20 protein-coding genes are annotated in these 14,952 nt (G+C 52.1%); 17 read left to right on the top strand and 3 right to left on the bottom strand.

Features of this window, described 5'->3' with window-relative positions:
• Nucleotides 1-39: 39 nt before the first annotated feature.
• Entirely contained in the window at nucleotides 40-372 is a 333-nt protein-coding gene (locus EDM60_RS26170) for an ArsR/SmtB family transcription factor (protein WP_063229451.1), read from the top strand.
• A gap of 21 nt (nucleotides 373-393) precedes the next feature.
• Here the strand turns inward: EDM60_RS26170 and EDM60_RS26165 are convergent, their stop codons facing one another.
• Nucleotides 394-645, bottom strand: a complete 252-nt coding sequence (locus tag EDM60_RS26165) for a glutaredoxin family protein (RefSeq protein WP_122966583.1) — start codon at nucleotides 643-645, stop codon at nucleotides 394-396.
• Nucleotides 646-862: 217 nt separating this feature from the next.
• Between EDM60_RS26165 and EDM60_RS26160 the strand changes: the two genes are divergently transcribed.
• From EDM60_RS26160 to EDM60_RS26095, 14 genes are all read left to right on the top strand, one after another.
• Nucleotides 863-1,030 (top strand): gamma-type small acid-soluble spore protein, encoded by a 168-nt coding sequence (locus EDM60_RS26160; RefSeq protein ID WP_063229453.1) that lies wholly within the window; start codon nucleotides 863-865, stop codon nucleotides 1,028-1,030.
• Between the two features lie 118 nt (nucleotides 1,031-1,148).
• Nucleotides 1,149-1,535 carry a holo-ACP synthase gene (acpS, locus tag EDM60_RS26155; protein WP_122966582.1) on the top strand — a complete coding sequence of 129 codons (387 nt, stop codon included), beginning with the start codon at nucleotides 1,149-1,151 and terminating at the stop codon, nucleotides 1,533-1,535.
• A gap of 242 nt (nucleotides 1,536-1,777) precedes the next feature.
• The gene (locus EDM60_RS26150) at nucleotides 1,778-2,815 is read left to right on the top strand and encodes an outer membrane lipoprotein-sorting protein (protein WP_122966581.1); all 1,038 of its coding nucleotides are present in this window, start codon (nucleotides 1,778-1,780) and stop codon (nucleotides 2,813-2,815) included.
• Between the two features lie 198 nt (nucleotides 2,816-3,013).
• Nucleotides 3,014-4,462 (top strand): coiled-coil domain-containing protein, encoded by a 1,449-nt coding sequence (locus EDM60_RS26145; protein ID WP_122966580.1) that lies wholly within the window; start codon nucleotides 3,014-3,016, stop codon nucleotides 4,460-4,462.
• 221 nt (nucleotides 4,463-4,683) lie between these two features.
• The gene (locus EDM60_RS26140; RefSeq protein WP_122966579.1) at nucleotides 4,684-5,124 is read left to right on the top strand and encodes a hypothetical protein; all 441 of its coding nucleotides are present in this window, start codon (nucleotides 4,684-4,686) and stop codon (nucleotides 5,122-5,124) included.
• 2 nt (nucleotides 5,125-5,126) lie between these two features.
• Nucleotides 5,127-6,329, top strand: coding sequence for an alanine racemase (gene alr, locus EDM60_RS26135; protein ID WP_122966578.1), 1,203 nt, complete (start codon nucleotides 5,127-5,129; stop codon nucleotides 6,327-6,329).
• Nucleotides 6,330-6,507: 178 nt separating this feature from the next.
• Entirely contained in the window at nucleotides 6,508-6,807 is a 300-nt protein-coding gene (locus EDM60_RS26130) for a CopG family ribbon-helix-helix protein (RefSeq protein WP_025845698.1), read from the top strand.
• A 3-nt stretch (nucleotides 6,808-6,810) separates the two neighbouring features.
• Entirely contained in the window at nucleotides 6,811-7,161 is a 351-nt protein-coding gene (locus EDM60_RS26125) for a type II toxin-antitoxin system PemK/MazF family toxin (protein ID WP_005830205.1), read from the top strand.
• Between the two features lie 224 nt (nucleotides 7,162-7,385).
• On the top strand, nucleotides 7,386-7,823 hold the full coding sequence (locus EDM60_RS26120) for an anti-sigma regulatory factor (protein ID WP_122966577.1): 438 nt from the start codon (nucleotides 7,386-7,388) through the stop codon (nucleotides 7,821-7,823).
• Nucleotides 7,817-8,818 carry a PP2C family protein-serine/threonine phosphatase gene (locus EDM60_RS26115; RefSeq protein WP_122966576.1) on the top strand — a complete coding sequence of 334 codons (1,002 nt, stop codon included), beginning with the start codon at nucleotides 7,817-7,819 and terminating at the stop codon, nucleotides 8,816-8,818. Before EDM60_RS26120 ends, EDM60_RS26115 begins: the two co-directional genes overlap by 7 nt.
• A gap of 25 nt (nucleotides 8,819-8,843) precedes the next feature.
• Nucleotides 8,844-9,170 carry an anti-sigma factor antagonist gene (locus EDM60_RS26110; protein WP_063229461.1) on the top strand — a complete coding sequence of 109 codons (327 nt, stop codon included), beginning with the start codon at nucleotides 8,844-8,846 and terminating at the stop codon, nucleotides 9,168-9,170.
• Nucleotides 9,170-9,664: an anti-sigma B factor RsbW gene (gene rsbW / locus EDM60_RS26105; protein ID WP_122966575.1), complete on the top strand. Its 495-nt coding sequence runs from the start codon at nucleotides 9,170-9,172 to the stop codon at nucleotides 9,662-9,664. Before EDM60_RS26110 ends, rsbW begins: the two co-directional genes overlap by 1 nt.
• Nucleotides 9,633-10,430 carry an RNA polymerase sigma factor SigB gene (sigB, locus tag EDM60_RS26100; protein ID WP_122966574.1) on the top strand — a complete coding sequence of 266 codons (798 nt, stop codon included), beginning with the start codon at nucleotides 9,633-9,635 and terminating at the stop codon, nucleotides 10,428-10,430. Before rsbW ends, sigB begins: the two co-directional genes overlap by 32 nt.
• A gap of 110 nt (nucleotides 10,431-10,540) precedes the next feature.
• On the top strand, nucleotides 10,541-12,703 hold the full coding sequence (locus EDM60_RS26095; protein ID WP_122966573.1) for a Tex family protein: 2,163 nt from the start codon (nucleotides 10,541-10,543) through the stop codon (nucleotides 12,701-12,703).
• Between the two features lie 21 nt (nucleotides 12,704-12,724).
• On the opposite strand, the gene cmpA is transcribed toward EDM60_RS26095, so the two are convergent.
• Complete coding sequence (cmpA, locus tag EDM60_RS26090) at nucleotides 12,725-12,847, bottom strand: cortex morphogenetic protein CmpA (protein ID WP_122966572.1); 123 nt, start codon at nucleotides 12,845-12,847, stop codon at nucleotides 12,725-12,727.
• A gap of 79 nt (nucleotides 12,848-12,926) precedes the next feature.
• Nucleotides 12,927-13,262, bottom strand: a complete 336-nt coding sequence (locus EDM60_RS26085; RefSeq protein ID WP_122966571.1) for a hydrolase/acyltransferase — start codon at nucleotides 13,260-13,262, stop codon at nucleotides 12,927-12,929.
• Nucleotides 13,263-13,372: 110 nt separating this feature from the next.
• On the opposite strand from EDM60_RS26085, the gene EDM60_RS26080 reads away from it, so the two are divergent.
• Both EDM60_RS26080 and thiL read left to right on the top strand, forming a co-directional pair.
• The gene (locus EDM60_RS26080; RefSeq protein WP_122966570.1) at nucleotides 13,373-13,831 is read left to right on the top strand and encodes a SprT family protein; all 459 of its coding nucleotides are present in this window, start codon (nucleotides 13,373-13,375) and stop codon (nucleotides 13,829-13,831) included.
• 80 nt (nucleotides 13,832-13,911) lie between these two features.
• Nucleotides 13,912-14,943: a thiamine-phosphate kinase gene (gene thiL, locus EDM60_RS26075; protein WP_122966569.1), complete on the top strand. Its 1,032-nt coding sequence runs from the start codon at nucleotides 13,912-13,914 to the stop codon at nucleotides 14,941-14,943.
• The last annotated feature ends 9 nt before the right edge of the window (nucleotides 14,944-14,952 follow it).

Below are 14,952 nucleotides of genomic sequence, written 5' to 3'. Positions count from 1 at the left end.
ATACTGGGAAACAGATATGCAAGGCAAAGGTGGGTTCGTATGGAAACGGATTTGATGCAGGTATTGTTTTTATCCGAAGTTTACAAGCTGCTTGGTGACAAGACGCGCTTGACGATCATGGCTCTTTTGCAAGTCCAATCACTGTGTGTCCGTGATCTCGTGGAGATTCTGCAAACTTCCCAACCCTCTGTTTCCCAGCACTTAGCTAAGCTAAAGACACATGGTTTGGTCAAAGAGCGTCGCAAGGGACCATGGGTATTTTACTCTGTTAATACAGAATGCTCTCCTGCCGTTAAGCAAATTTTGTCTCACTTGCCAGATATGTCACCGATTGTCAAACAAAAATCAGCCGATGAACCTTCGTTCGGCTGATCAGTCTTAGGAAGCGTTGGATCAGATGAGATCCAGCGCTTTTTTTAATTCTTCCTTGTCGAAGCCGTGAATGACAAACTGTTCGCCGCCTTCCTTTTCGATGAAAGTAACGGGAGTCATGCTGGCCCCGAGGTTGATGGCTTCCTGGAAAAAGGCGTCGTTTTTGCGGATATCTCTATCTTCAAAAGCGATGTTTTGGGATGTCAGCCACATTTTTTCTTCCTGGCAAGGGCCGCATGTCGTCTGGGTGTAAACAATAACGGTTTGAGCCATGTAAAACGCTCCTCTCAAGTGGTAGTCGATCACTTAATTCGCGCTTGCTTATGGATTTCCTGCGCGGTATTGCACTTATAGGATACCCCGGTTCGCTGGTGAAAACAGGACAGAAGCAATCGGAGCGAGTTTGTACGGTCTGGAAAAATTAGGATGGATATGAGTGAGGGGGGCGGTACAAATTATATTCAGTGACGTCGAGGAGGTGAATGGAACGATGCCTAAACAAAACAAGCAAGCAGGAATGAACAAAGCTAACCAAGCGGCTCAGGCGCAAAACACTGCTACTGAATTTGCTAGCGAAACAAACGTAGCGGAAGTTCGTCGTCAAAACCAACAATCCGCTCAAAAATCCGGCCAACAAGCAGGTCAAGCTACTGAGTAGTAGCTGTGGACAACAACAACCCTCGCATCTTGCGGGGGTTTTTTCGTTTGGCTTGCAAAAAGGGGGAAGAGGATGGTACTGTGACAGCAGAATCTACAAGCTGGGAGGGCTTTTGCCCATGATTGTCGGTATTGGCGTGGATATAGTAGAGATTGAACGAGTTGCAACATTGATGGGGCGAAGGGAAAATGCGATCAACCGTTTTCTCACCGATGAAGAAAAGCAGCTGCTGACGGGAAAATCGGCGCACAGGCAGGCGGAGATGGTGGCTGGCAGGTTCGCGGCCAAAGAAGCCGGGGCAAAAGCACTCGGGACGGGGATCGGACAGGCACTCAGCTTTCTCGATATGGCAATTACTCCGAGCGAAACGGGCAAGCCGTTGATGCAGATCAATCCGGATGTACTGACCCGACTGAGGCTGGAACCGGCACGCATTCGTGTACACGTAAGCATTTCGCACAGTCAGACACACGCTATGGCACAGGTGGTTGTGGAAGAGCTGTAAACTTGTCTGCATATTGGGACGAGGATGGACATACATTTATATCGCGTAGATCAGGAGGGACTACCTGCTCTGACACAGGAAGGGTAAGTCTTCAGCCGATCAAGCGATATCGCGTCCTTTGTACCCCGTACAGCTTTTTGACACGATGAGCGCTGCAAGAGGCGAAAGACTGACAGATTTCCCAGGAAATAGACAGGGGTGCCCTTCTTTGTCGAAAAAGTTGACAAGGAGGAGTTCATTGAATGAAAAGGGCAGCTTTACCACTGGTGTTATTGTTGGTCTTTACGTTGATGCTCGGCGGTTGCTTCGGTCAGAAAACACCAGAAGATGTGGTGAGTGACCTGAACGGAGCACTGGGGAAAATGAGCGGATACAAGTCTCAGGCGGTTTTGACTATGCAGACGGGCTCTACACCTATGGAGTATGACGTCCAGGTCTGGTATGAGAAGCCCACGAATTATCGGGTGGCGCTCACCTCCAAGCAGCGTGGAATTACCCAGATCATTCTGCGCAATAACGAAGGAGTTTTTGTCCTGACTCCGCACCTGAACAAAAGCTTCCGCTTCCAGAGCGGTTGGCCGGAGAACAATGGCCCACTCTATTTGTATGAGACGCTGGCGAAGAGCATTATTGACGATGCGGAGCGTCAAATGAAGATGGAGGAAAAGCAGTACGTCTTTGAAGTGAAAGCAAACTACAGCGGCAATCGCTCGCTCACCAAGCAAAAGATTTGGCTGACAGAAGACTTCAAGCCAACTCATGCGGAGATTATGGATTCGAGCATGAAGCCACTGGTGCGAATCGACTTTACCGAATTTTCGTTCAACCCTACCTTTGACAAGGATGCGTTTGACAGAGATCGCAACATGAGCACAAGCTCTTTGCCAGCAATTCCAACGATGGCAGGCGCAAACGGACAGGTCGCCAAGCTTCCGAACAGCCAGTTCGGTGTGATCGTGCCGACTTACGTGCCTGAGGGAGTCAAGCAGGGCGATATCGAGCCAGTGACGCGTGATGGCGTGCGGACAGTCATCCTCAACTACAAAGGGGCGTATAACTACAAGCTGATCGAAGCCCGTCCGACAGAAGCTTCCGTATCTTATGAACAAGGCATGCCTGTCAATCTCGGCTTCACAGTCGGGGTGCTGGCACAAACGGGTGAAAAAACACGACTGCTCACATGGGAGCTGGACGGTGTCGAATTTACAATCGCCGGAGATTTGCCAGAAGAAGAGATGGTCAATGTCGCTCAGTCGACTTACGGTCTCGGCGGGAAATAAAAATAGGGAGAGGGGACGGCTTATGACCGTCCTCTTTTTGTTGTGTCCAGACGAAGCTTTGTCTCTTACCAATCCTCCTTTACTTTCCCGCAACTTTTCCATTTTTCTCAAAAGGGAATCTAAAATAGCCTGTGTAGACTGAGCATGTACCCGGAAGAAGCGGTACATAACTACACCGAGTGAAAGGGTTGAGCAAATATGTTTAGCAAAGCAAAATTGGGAATGCTTTTGGGCACGATGGCAGCAGTTCTGAGTATTGGGAGCTTGGGCAGCGCCTTTGCAGCAGATACAACACAAACACAGGCGCAAGCGCAAAAATTGGAGAAACCGTCAGAGGTGAAATTCGCTTTCGGCGGCAAAATGAATCATCACGGCGGGGGCATCAAAGGCGTCTCCTTCAAAGAAAACACAGAACTGCTCTCCTTGTTGAAGCTGGATGCAGACAAGCTGGCTGAAGAACTGAAAGCAGGCAAATCGCTGGCAGCAGTAGCAGAAGCGCAAGGCGTGTCGGTAGACGATCTCGTGTCCTTGCTGGTTGAGCAACAAGAAGCGAAGCTGAAAGAAGCGGTAACAGCAGGCAAGTTGACGCAAGAACAAGCTGACAAAATGAACGAAAACGCAGCGGAGCGCGTCAAAGAAATGGTGCAAAACACGCATCAGGACAGAGGCCCGGGCAAAGGCTTTGGTTTCGGCTTCGGCGGCTTCGACAAAAACGAAGAACTGCTCTCCTTGCTGAAACTGGATGCAGACAAGCTGGGCGAAGAACTGAAAGCAGGCAAGTCGCTGGCAGCAGTAGCAGAAGCGCAAGGCGTGTCGGTAGACGACCTCGTATCTTTGCTGGTTGAGCAACAAGAAGCGAAACTGAAAGAAGCGGTCACAGCAGGCAAGCTGACGCAAGAGCAAGCTGACAAAATGAACGAAAACGCAGCGGAGCGCATCAAAGAAATGGTGCAAAACACGCATCAGGACAGAGGACCAGGCAAAGGCTTTGGTTTCGGCTTCGGCGGCGGCTTCGACAAAAACGAAGAACTGCTCTCCTTGCTGAAACTGGATGCAGACAAGCTGGGCGAAGAACTGAAAGCAGGCAAGTCGCTGGCAGCAGTAGCAGAAGCGCAAGGCGTGTCGGTAGACGACCTCGTATCTTTGCTGGTTGAACAACAAGAAGCGAAGCTGAAAGAAGCGGTCACAGCAGGCAAGCTGACGCAAGAACAAGCTGACAAAATGAACGAAAACGCAGCGGAGCGCGTCAAAGAAATGGTGCAAAACACGCATCAGGACAGAGGACCGGGCAAAGGCTTTGGTTTCGGTTTCGGCGGCGGCTTCGACAAAAACGAAGAGCTGCTCTCCTTGCTGAAACTGGATGCAGACAAGCTGGGCGAAGAACTGAAAGCAGGCAAGTCGCTGGCAGCAGTAGCAGAAGCGCAAGGCGTGTCGGTAGACGACCTCGTATCTTTGCTGGTTGAACAACAAGAAGCGAAGCTGAAAGAAGCGGTCACAGCAGGCAAGCTGACGCAAGAACAAGCTGACAAAATGAACGAAAACGCAGCAGATCGCGTGCAAAAAATGGTGGAAGGCAGCTTCACAAAAGGGGCATTCCGAGGACACGGCGAGAAAAAGGCAGAACAGGACAAAGCGGGCGAACAATAGTCCGCAAACGAACGCACAAAAGAGCAGGCGAATCTTCTCGCCTGCTTTTTTCCGTAGCCGAGCAGTCCGCCAACAACACTGGGATAGGCCGCAGTTAGCCGCATGGCGGCGGTAATTGCGTGCACGCATGAGGTAAAAGGACAAACCCTGAATTGACACGCACCGGGAAAACACGATACATTCAAGGTAACTTATACCGTAATGAGGTGGCATGCAGCAAGATGAAAAAATCGTCTACCGATGTATTGTACCAGGAAGAGTCGACCTACAAGGACATGCTGTTGCGCAAAAGCTGGAGCATGCGGATTGCCGAGACCATCACCTTCGTTTTGGGGATGATGATTCTCGCACAAATTTTTCCGAGGAATGACGCGACCTTCAAAGTGTTGGCTATTGCGATTGCCATAGCAGTCGTCGGTCTTGCTCCATTCCTGTACAAGTCGATTATGCGTCCTGTGTACAAGCTGACGAAGACTCACCTGATCGTCAGCATCTCCGGAAAAGAAACGAGCTATCCTTTGTCAGAAGTGGAGCAGGTTTACGAAGGCCGCCATTTCTATCGCTTGGGAGGCAAAAAAGAATCGTTGATGGTTTCCAGGCAGTTTCTCAATCAGTTGAATGAGCGCTTGAGTTACTATAATAAAGGGAACAAGAGGAGATAGGAATGAAACCGTTTTGTCGTGACACTTGGGTTGAGGTTGATTTGGACGCCATCCGGACCAATGTTGAGACGTTCCGCGGCCATTTGCCGAAAAACACGGGCATTATGGCTGTCGTCAAGGCAGACGGTTACGGACACGGCGCTGTGCACGTAGCCAGGGAGGCGCTTGCGAGCGGTGCCGACACTCTGGCGGTGGCGATGCTCGATGAAGCGATTATTCTGCGACAGGCAGGAATCGAAGCGCCGATTTTGGTGCTCGGGTATACGCCGACTGATTCGCTCGAAAGTGCCAGCAGACTGAATGTTGAACTGACGACATACAGCACGGACTGGATTCGGGCAGCGAACCGACTGCTCGAACAAAAGGGCCTCGATCCCGTCCGCGTGCATGTAAAAACGGACACAGGCATGGGGCGTTTGGGCGTCCAGACAGCAGAGGCGTTGCTCGATGTGGTAGGCGCTCTCGAAGACAGCCCCAAGCTGGAATGGACAGGCATTTTCACCCACTTTGCCTGCGCGGATGAACCGGACACGACCCATGTGCGACGACAACACGAGACGTTTCAATCTTTTTTGCAAGCACTGCGCGCAGCGGGAAAGCAGTTGCCCACAGTACACTGCTGCAATACAGCTGCCGCCATCGCTTTTCCCGATTGGGGGTATGATACGATCCGTTTAGGCATAGGTTTATACGGATTGTATCCTTCACCGTACATGAAAGAGCGTGCGGACGTGACTCTTGTCCCTGCCCTTTCCCTGAAAACCAAAATTGCCCATGCAAAAACAGCAGTGGAGCCGTTTACGGTCAGCTATGGCGCGACTTATACGGCAGAACCAGGTGAGCGAATCGCCACTGTGCCCATTGGATACGCCGATGGGTATTCCCGCCTCTTGTCCAATCGGGGAGAAGTGTTGTACAATGGTTCCCGCTATCCAATCGTAGGGCGAGTCTGCATGGATCAAACCATGATCAGACTGGAACCGGAGGCTGGGCAGGTCGGCGATGAAATCGTTCTATACGGCAAACAGGGGGATGAGGAAATCTCTCTGGATGAGGTTGCTCAGTTGCTTGGAACGATTAATTATGAAGTCCCCTGCATGCTGAATTACCGGATTCCGCGCGTCTATGTCCGCAACAAGGAAATCACTGAGGTGTTTCATCCGCTGGCGATGAAGCATGTGCCTGTAAAAAGTGTAAATAACTAGCAAGCAAAAATCAGCAGGAGTTTTCTAGTGGAGCGCGAATATTAGTTAAGCGCAAATGCGGGCTTTTTTGCCTGAAACGCTTACGGATAGGTATATTTTTGCAATGGTTTCGACATAATGGTATTGTTCATACTGGCTGTTCTTTCAAGAACTGGCATGGTAGATGGAAGTTACGGTCATGGTTGGAGGTGGATTTGTCTTGTCGAAGTCAAACACGAAACGCATCATGATCAGTTTGCCGCAACACTTGCTACAGGAAGTGGATGGCGTCATTCAAAAGGAGAAATCCAATCGCAGCGAGTTTATTCGTCAGGCGATGCATTTGTATTTGAAGGAGCGTAAAAAACGTACGATCCGGGAGACAATGCAAAAAGGGTATATGGAGATGGCGAAGATTAATCTGAAAATGGCATCGGAGGCTTTTGGCGCTGAGGAAGAGGCTGACCATACTCTTGTCCGCTTAGTTAGCGGGGTGTGACCTGTGATTGTCAAACGTGGCGATGTATTTTTCGCGGACCTGTCACCGGTCGTTGGCTCTGAGCAAGGAGGCGTGCGGCCTGTTTTAGTCATTCAGAACGACATTGGAAATCGATTTAGTCCGACGGTCATCGTCGCAGCCATTACGGCGCAAATTCAGAAGGCAAAGCTGCCTACGCATGTGGAAATTGACGCAAAAACATATGGATTTGATCGTGACTCCGTCATTTTGTTGGAACAAATACGAACCATTGACAAACAAAGGCTGACCGATAAGATTACCCATCTCGATGACGAGATGATGGATCGGGTCAATGAGTCTTTACAAATCAGCTTGGGCCTCATTGATTTCTAAAAAATGAATCAAGCGCTGGGAGAGGAAAAGCCACTTGGGTGAAGCAAGTGGTTTTTTTGCTGTGGGGGCAGGGAATTGCCATGTCTGTAGCGAATGTGTTTGTTGTGAATAGTAGACAAAAAGTGACACGATTTGCTATTACTTCCGAGGTAGAGAAAAAACTTCGATCGCATTCATTTTCATTTATTTCTACCTATTAAGTGAGGGCGGAAGGGGTTTTTTGATTGTGGCAGAGCTGTAGTCCTGAGACAATCAAGATCAAACAAGAAACAGACATCGTAACAGCGAGACAAGTGGGGCGAAATATGTCGAGACAGCTCGGCTTCGGTACAATCATGCAGTCCCGAATCGCCACGTCCATCTCCGAATTGGCCCGTAACATTTATTTGTACGCAGGTAGCGGGACAATCACGATTGAGCCGATTGAAAAAAACGGTGTGATTGGCTTGCAAATGACCGCAATAGATGCGGGACCGGGAATCCCCGATATCCGCAAAGCTTTGGAAGACGGCTATTCGACTTCCGGCGCACTCGGGGCAGGGTTGCCAGGAGTCAGGCGCATGATGGATGAATTTGAAATCCACAGCTCCCGAGAAGAAGGAACGCGAGTGGTCGTCGTGAAGTGGAACAGCCCGCTGGAGGAGGGGAGAGACAAATGGTAATCCGAAGCTTGGAGGAAGAGTATGTAAAGCTTCTTCGGGATTACCTGAACGGCCCTGGCGAGGATCAGCTGTACGTAGCCCAGCAGATGGGCAAGTGGCTGCTCGCCCGCAATATTTCGCCGGAAGAATTGACAGATATGCATGGGCGGGCATTGGAAAAGCTGGGCGATGTCCCGGAATTTGTGCGTGCGTCCTTTTCCATCCTGACCGAAGTAATGATTGAATACGGCAACGAACATCGGTCCGTACATAGCTGGCGGAGCAGGCATCAACAGTTGGAAGCGGAGATGGCAGTGGCCCAGGCGATGCAGCAGACGCTTTTGCCTGGAGAAATACCCGCTTATCCCGGTTTGGAGATCGGCCTTGTCAGCATAGCAGCGAAGCAAATGTCCGGAGACTATTACGACTTTATTTGTCAGGACGAAGAGCGCTTTTGCCTGAGCGTTGCGGATATTACGGGAAAAGGAATTTCCGCAGCGATGTGCATGTCCATGCTCAAGTACGCGATTGACAGCTTGCGAGAGATGCCGCTTGGCCCTGACGAGATGCTGCACCATCTCAACCGGATTGTCGGTCGAAACATCGATCCGAGCATGTTTGTAACGATGCTCTACGGAGCGTACGATACGCGGCTCCATTCATTCCGCTATGCTGTGGCGGGGCATGAACCTGGCTTTTTGTATCGGGCTTCAGAAAAAAAGTTTGCCGATTTGGAAGGACAAGGCTCAGCACTGGGGCTATGCCCGAGTAGCGAATACGAAGTGCGGGAAGTTCGCCTGGAACCGGGAGATGTTCTGATTCTTCTGACAGATGGTGTAACAGAATGCAAAAAAAACCGATACTATTTGCAAAGGGATGAGTTAATTCTCCACATGCAAGCCGAAGTGGGCGTCCATGCCCAAAAAATGGCGAACGCCCTGTACAACAGGCTGCTTACGCTCTCCCAATTTGAACTGCTGGATGACTACACCATGATTGTACTTCGAAGAACATGAAGCAATGCAAGGGAGGGAGATGGCGATGGATCTGTTCATGAACACCACTAGCCAGGAGGCAGAGCATCTGGTGGTCCTTGGGGGAGATATTGACGCCCATACAGGACCAAAAGTAAAGGAGACACTCATGTCTCTCGCAAATCAGCCTGGCGCCAGCCGCATTTTGGTCGATTTGGAAGCGGTCGAGTATATGGACAGCACAGGAATCGGAATTTTCATCGCGGCCATGAAAGCGTGCAAGCAAAACGGATGCGCGTTTGAGGTTCAAAAATTGTCTCCACGCGTGGAAAGGCTGTTTCGCATCACAGGCTTGTACGAACATATTGCCGTCCGCAAAGGAGAGAGCGAGTAATGGCTCAACAAAAACCTCTGGCTGACAGGATTCGGTTGACTTTGCCAAATCAAACGGATTACCTGGGCGTGGCGAGGCTTACTGTGTCGGGGATAGCGAATCGCATGGGCTTTTCCTATGAGGAGATTGAGGATATCAAGCTTGCAGTAGGGGAAGCGTGCACGAATGCAGTAAAACACGCGTACAAGGATAAAGAAGAAGCTGGTTTTATCCATATAGAATGTCAGGTTTGCTCCGATCGTCTGTGCATCGAGGTGAGCGATCAGGGCGTAGGATTTGCCGAAGAGCTGTTGCCAGAACAACTGACACCGATTTATGCAGGAAGAAACCTTGAGGATCTGGATGAAGGAGGTCTTGGCCTTTATCTCATCCACACACTGATGGACGAGGTAGTGATTCGCTCCGAATCAGGAGTGATGGTCTCCATGACCAAGTATGTTCGGCGGGATGGGGTGGCTGGCGATGACTGGACAATCTCGGAAACGGAAGTATAGTCCGGAGGAGCTCCGGCAGCTCATTCAACTGTATGGGCAGACAAGGGACGAAAGCCTGCAGGAGCAGTTGGTGACCGCCTATACTCCGCTAGTTGAAACGTTGGCCAAAAAGTTTGTGCGTGGACAAGTCATGTACGAAGACCTTGTCCAGGTGGGGATGATCGGGCTGCTTGCGTCCCTGCGCCGATTTGACCCTTCTTTTGACAGAACGTTTGAAAGCTTTGCGATCCCGACGATTGTCGGAGAAATCAAGCGATACATCCGGGACAAGACGTGGAGTGTGCACGTGCCGCGCCGTGTAAAAGAATTGAGCCCGAAGATCAAGCGCGTTGTGGATGAGCTGACAGCCAAGCTGCAACGTTCGCCGAAAATATCCGATATTGCGAACTGCCTGGGCGTAACGGAAGAAGCCGTATTGGAGACGCTCGAAATGGGGCGGAGCTACCATTCCCTTTCCATGGACAGCGAGCTGGAAGCAGACAACGACGGCAACACGATCACACTGCTGGATCTCGTCGGCCAGCAAGAAGTGGGCTACGGACAAGTCGAACAAAACTTGATGCTCGACCGGGCGCTGCACGTTCTGGACAAGCGGGAAAAAGAAATCATTCATTTAACCTTTTATCAAAATTTGAGCCAGAAGCAGGCCGGAGACATCATGGGCATGTCCCAGATGCATATTTCCCGCTTGCAGCGTCGTGCATTGGGCAAGTTGAGAGAGGCTTTGCGGGTAGAACAGCTGGAAACGGCGAGAACAGCAACCTAACAGGGAAGCTTGGGAGGAGGGGCATGTGCACCTCTTTTTTTTGCCCGTTTCCAGACGTTGCTAGCAAATATGGTACAATAAACGGCGAAGTACGAGCGCAGGAGGAATGTATGGAGCTTACATTGATGATCCAGACAATCGCCCAGGATACGGGCGTCAAACCTCATCAGGTGGAACGCACGGTTGCCCTTTTGGATGAAGGCAATACCGTTCCTTTCATTGCCCGCTACCGAAAGGAAATGACCGGGCAGTTGGATGAAACGCAAATTCGGGCGATCGAGGAACGCGTGCGTTATTTGCGCAACCTGTCAGTACGCAAGGAAGAAGTAGTCCGGCTCATCGAGGAGCAGGGCAAGCTGACGGATGAATTGAAGGCGGCAATTGAGCGGGCCACGAAGCTGCAAGAAGTGGAAGACCTTTACCGACCGTACAGGCAAAAGCGCCGCACGCGAGCGACGATGGCCAAGGAAAAGGGATTGGAGCCGCTCGCCACGTACTTGTTGAGCCTGCCGAAAAAAGGTGATCCGCAAGAGGAAGCACAAAAATACGTGGATGCCGAAAAAGGCGTGGAAACGATCGAGCAAGCTTTGCAAGGGGCGATGGATATCGTTGCCGAACACATTTCCGACGATCCGGACATCCGCCAGTGGGTTCGCCAGCGCACCGTGCAAAAAGGGCTGCTGGTGACCGAGCAAAAGGCAGAAGAAGCAGACGAGAAAAACGTATACCAGATGTATTACGCATACAGCGAGCCTTTGAAAAAGGTTGTGCCCCATCGCGTGCTCGCCATCAACCGGGGAGAGAGCGAAGGCATCCTGAAGGTGACCGTAGAAGCGCCAGTCGCCGAGATTTTGGCCTGGGTGCAAAGGCGGATGGTTCCCGGCGAGACGGTCGTTCGCTCACTCATGGAGCAGACGGTCGAGGACGCGTACAAGCGCTTGATTGCGCCGTCGATCGAGCGGGAGGTGCGCGCCGAGCTGACAGAGGCGGCAGAAGAGCGGGCCATCCACATTTTCGCGGAGAACTTGCGCAATCTGCTGTTGCAGCCTCCGGTAAAAGGCAAAGTCGTTCTCGGGGTCGACCCGGCATTCCGGACTGGCTGTAAATTAGCTGTAGTCGATGAGACGGGCAAGCTATTGGAAGTAGCGGTCGTCTACCCTACTCCTCCGGTAAACAAAGTGGCAGAAGCAGCGGCAAAAGTTCGCCAGTTGATCGAGACGTACGATGTCAGTGTCATCGCGATCGGCAACGGTACGGCCTCGCGTGAGACGGAGCAATTTATTGCCAATCTGCTCAAGGAACTCAAGCGCCAGGTCATGTACATTATCGTGAATGAAGCGGGAGCGTCGGTGTACTCAGCTTCACCTTTGGCGAAAGAAGAGTTTCCGGACCTCGATGTAGCGGAGCGCAGTGCTGCCTCGATCGCCCGGCGTTTGCAGGACCCGCTTGCCGAACTGGTCAAGATCGACCCGAAATCGGTTGGCGTGGGCCAATACCAGCATGACGTGTCCCAGTCGAGATTGGCCGACAGCTTGCAATTTGTCGTCGAATCGGCGGTAAACCACGTCGGGGTGGACGTCAACACAGCATCCTCGTCGCTGTTGCAGTACGTATCGGGAATCAGCAAGCAAGTGGCGGGCAACATCGTGAAAAAGCGGGAAGAGATCGGCATGTTCTCGTCTCGCAGCCAGTTGAAGGAAGTTCCTCGACTGGGAGCCAAGACGTACGAGCAGTGCATCGGCTTTTTGCGCATCACAGGAGGAAGCGATCCGCTGGACAAGACCCCGATTCACCCGGAATCGTACGCGGCTACGCACAAGCTTTTGGCGATGATCGAAATTGCGCCGAGCGAAATCGGCAGCGAGCGCTGCAAAGAGCGCCTGCAATCGCTCGATATCGAGAAGACAGCCGAGCGGCTTGGCATCGGGGTTCCGACGCTCACGGATATTGTCGAGAGTCTGTTGCGTCCGGGACGCGACCCCCGCGATGAGCTGCCGAAGCCGCTCTTGCGCAGCGACGTGCTGCAACTGTCCGATCTCGGAGTAGGGATGAAGCTGCAAGGAACGGTTCGCAATGTGGTAGACTTCGGGGCGTTTGTGGATATCGGTCTGAAAAACGATGGGCTTGTTCACATTTCCCGGCTGAAAAAAGGCTTCGTCAAGCATCCGCTCGACGTTGTGACCGTAGGAGACATCGTGGATGTGTGGGTTGTCGAAATCGATGAAAAGCGCCAGCGCGTGGGCTTGACCATGATCGCCCCGGGCGAAGCGTAAACATAAAAAGGCGGCCTCCTGCTACTCGGGACGGCCGCCATGTTTTTCCCAATATAAGAACCAGCAACTGTTCAGCAAACGAATTTGTCGAATGTCCTTCCCGTTGAAGGCACGCTGCAACTGCTTACGCATCCATTGGGGCATGTAGGTACCTCCTGGAATTATTCGCCTATTGGCAATGTATGCACAAAGACGATCAGGAGGTACTTATTTTCCAAAAAACTTACTCTTCGTCGCGCAAAAATTCAAGTTGGGCCTGTAAAGCGCGAATCTCGGTCAACAAGGAGATCAGTGGATACTGACTCTCGGGGAGTGCGGCAAAGCGTTCTTCCAGACTGCTGACGTAATCGAGTCCATCCACAACGGCGAGTCCGCTTCCCAAAAGCTCCAGGTCAGCGCATTCCGCAAGCACGGTCGGCAGCTGTGGCCGATCCTCGATGGTTAGCTTGTCGATTTCCTTGTACAGTCGCTTGAACAGGGCAACAAGCTGATACATATGCGTTTCAGGCAGCGCAACGAACGTCAACCCGTCTTTTTCCTGCAAGATCAAATAGCGCATAAGCTCCTCCAAACCAATCTACTTTTCTTCCACCCAGTGTAGCCTATCTGTCTGGCACTTTTCAACAGGAACTGCTATGGTGAAAAGGAGAGAGGAGCGTTAGAGAGGACATGACCGATACCGAATTGCAAGAGCTGGTGGAGCAAATCTCCACTCAATTTTTCGCCAAGCCATTTCGCCATCGGGCTCGCTTCAACAGCAGATTGCGCACGACAGGCGGACGGTATTTGCTGCGCTCCCACGACATTGAATTGAATCCCAAACATCTGGCGGAGCATGGAGAAGGCGAGCTGATTGCGATCATCAAGCATGAGCTGTGTCACTATCACTTGCATCTGGAGAAGAAAGGCTATCGCCACATAGACCAGGACTTTCGCAGACTGCTTGCCCAGGTCGGCGGCAGCCGGTATTGCCAGCAGGTAGGAAGCGGACGAGCGGTGATGCCTTATCGCTACGAGCTTGCCTGCCATTCGTGCGGGATGACGTATAAACGAAAAAGGCGAATGGACCCTTCCCGCTACCGCTGCGGACGATGCCGGGGAACGTTGCAGCTGAGAGAACTGAAGTAGCAAGCGAGACGCGGCTTTCTTGCGTGCATTTTGACACGAGAGGTATAATGGACTGACTATGCAAAAAAGGAGCGCTTGAGGTGGCACATGACGAATTTTCCCTGATCCGGCAATGGACGAGCCGTTCGGACGGACAGGAAGGAGACGGCTTGACTGTCGGGCTGGGGGATGATGCCGCCGTTTTTTCTCCTTCGCCAGAGATGGAAATTGTGGCCTGCTGTGACGCGATGGTCGAGACCGTTCACTTTTTAAAAGAAACGATGCGGCCGAGTGACATCGGCTACAAAGCCGTTACGAGCAATGTAAGCGACGTCGCGGCGATGGGCGGATACGCCCGCTATGCGTTGGTCAGCATCGCAGTGGCACCGCACTGGACGCCGGAAGAGTGCCAGGGCATATACGATGGAATTTACGCGGCATGTGACATGTACGGCGTGAAAGTCATCGGCGGGGATACGGTATCCGCACCGGATGCGTTGCACTTGTCTGTCACCGTGCTTGGCGAGGTGGAAAAAGGACGCCCCATTCGGCGTTCGCACGCCCGCGCGGGGCAAGCTGTTTTTGTAACAGGACATGTGGGCAGCTCTGCCGCCGGTTTGCATGTGTTGCTACAAGATCGGCAAGAACAGCAGTCTGTGACTGAATGGTCAGGGCGTTGGGCGAAACTGATAGCAGCTCACCAGCGCCCGGTCGCTCAGGTAAAAGCTGGGCGTCTGCTCCTGGAATCCGGTGTCTGCGGGGCGTTGAACGATGTCAGTGACGGCTTGGCTTCTGAGCTGTGGGAAATCGCGGAGGCAAGCTCGGTCAGCATTTGTGTAGACGCTGCCCTGATCCCGATCGAAGAAGAGGCGCGGGCCTGCGCCTTGCAGTTCGGAAAAGACCCGGTGGAGTGGGCATTTTACGGCGGAGAGGACTACCAGCTCGTCGGAACAATCGAAGCGAGCGAGGTTGATGCCGTCCGCGAACGTTTTGCGGCAGCGGGCATCCTGTTCTCTGTAATCGGTGCGGTGGAAGCCGAGCAGACTGCTGCACCCAAGCTGTCGCTGCGGACTGGCGAAAGCCGAACGGCTCTGCCGAAAGCAGGCTACAATCATTTCAAGCGGCGCGAGTAAGCGAGGAGT

It is taken from the genome of Brevibacillus parabrevis (genome assembly GCF_003710905.1).
GTDB classification, from domain to species: domain Bacteria; phylum Bacillota; class Bacilli; order Brevibacillales; family Brevibacillaceae; genus Brevibacillus; species Brevibacillus parabrevis.
This window is presented reverse-complemented; position numbering and strand designations above follow the sequence as displayed.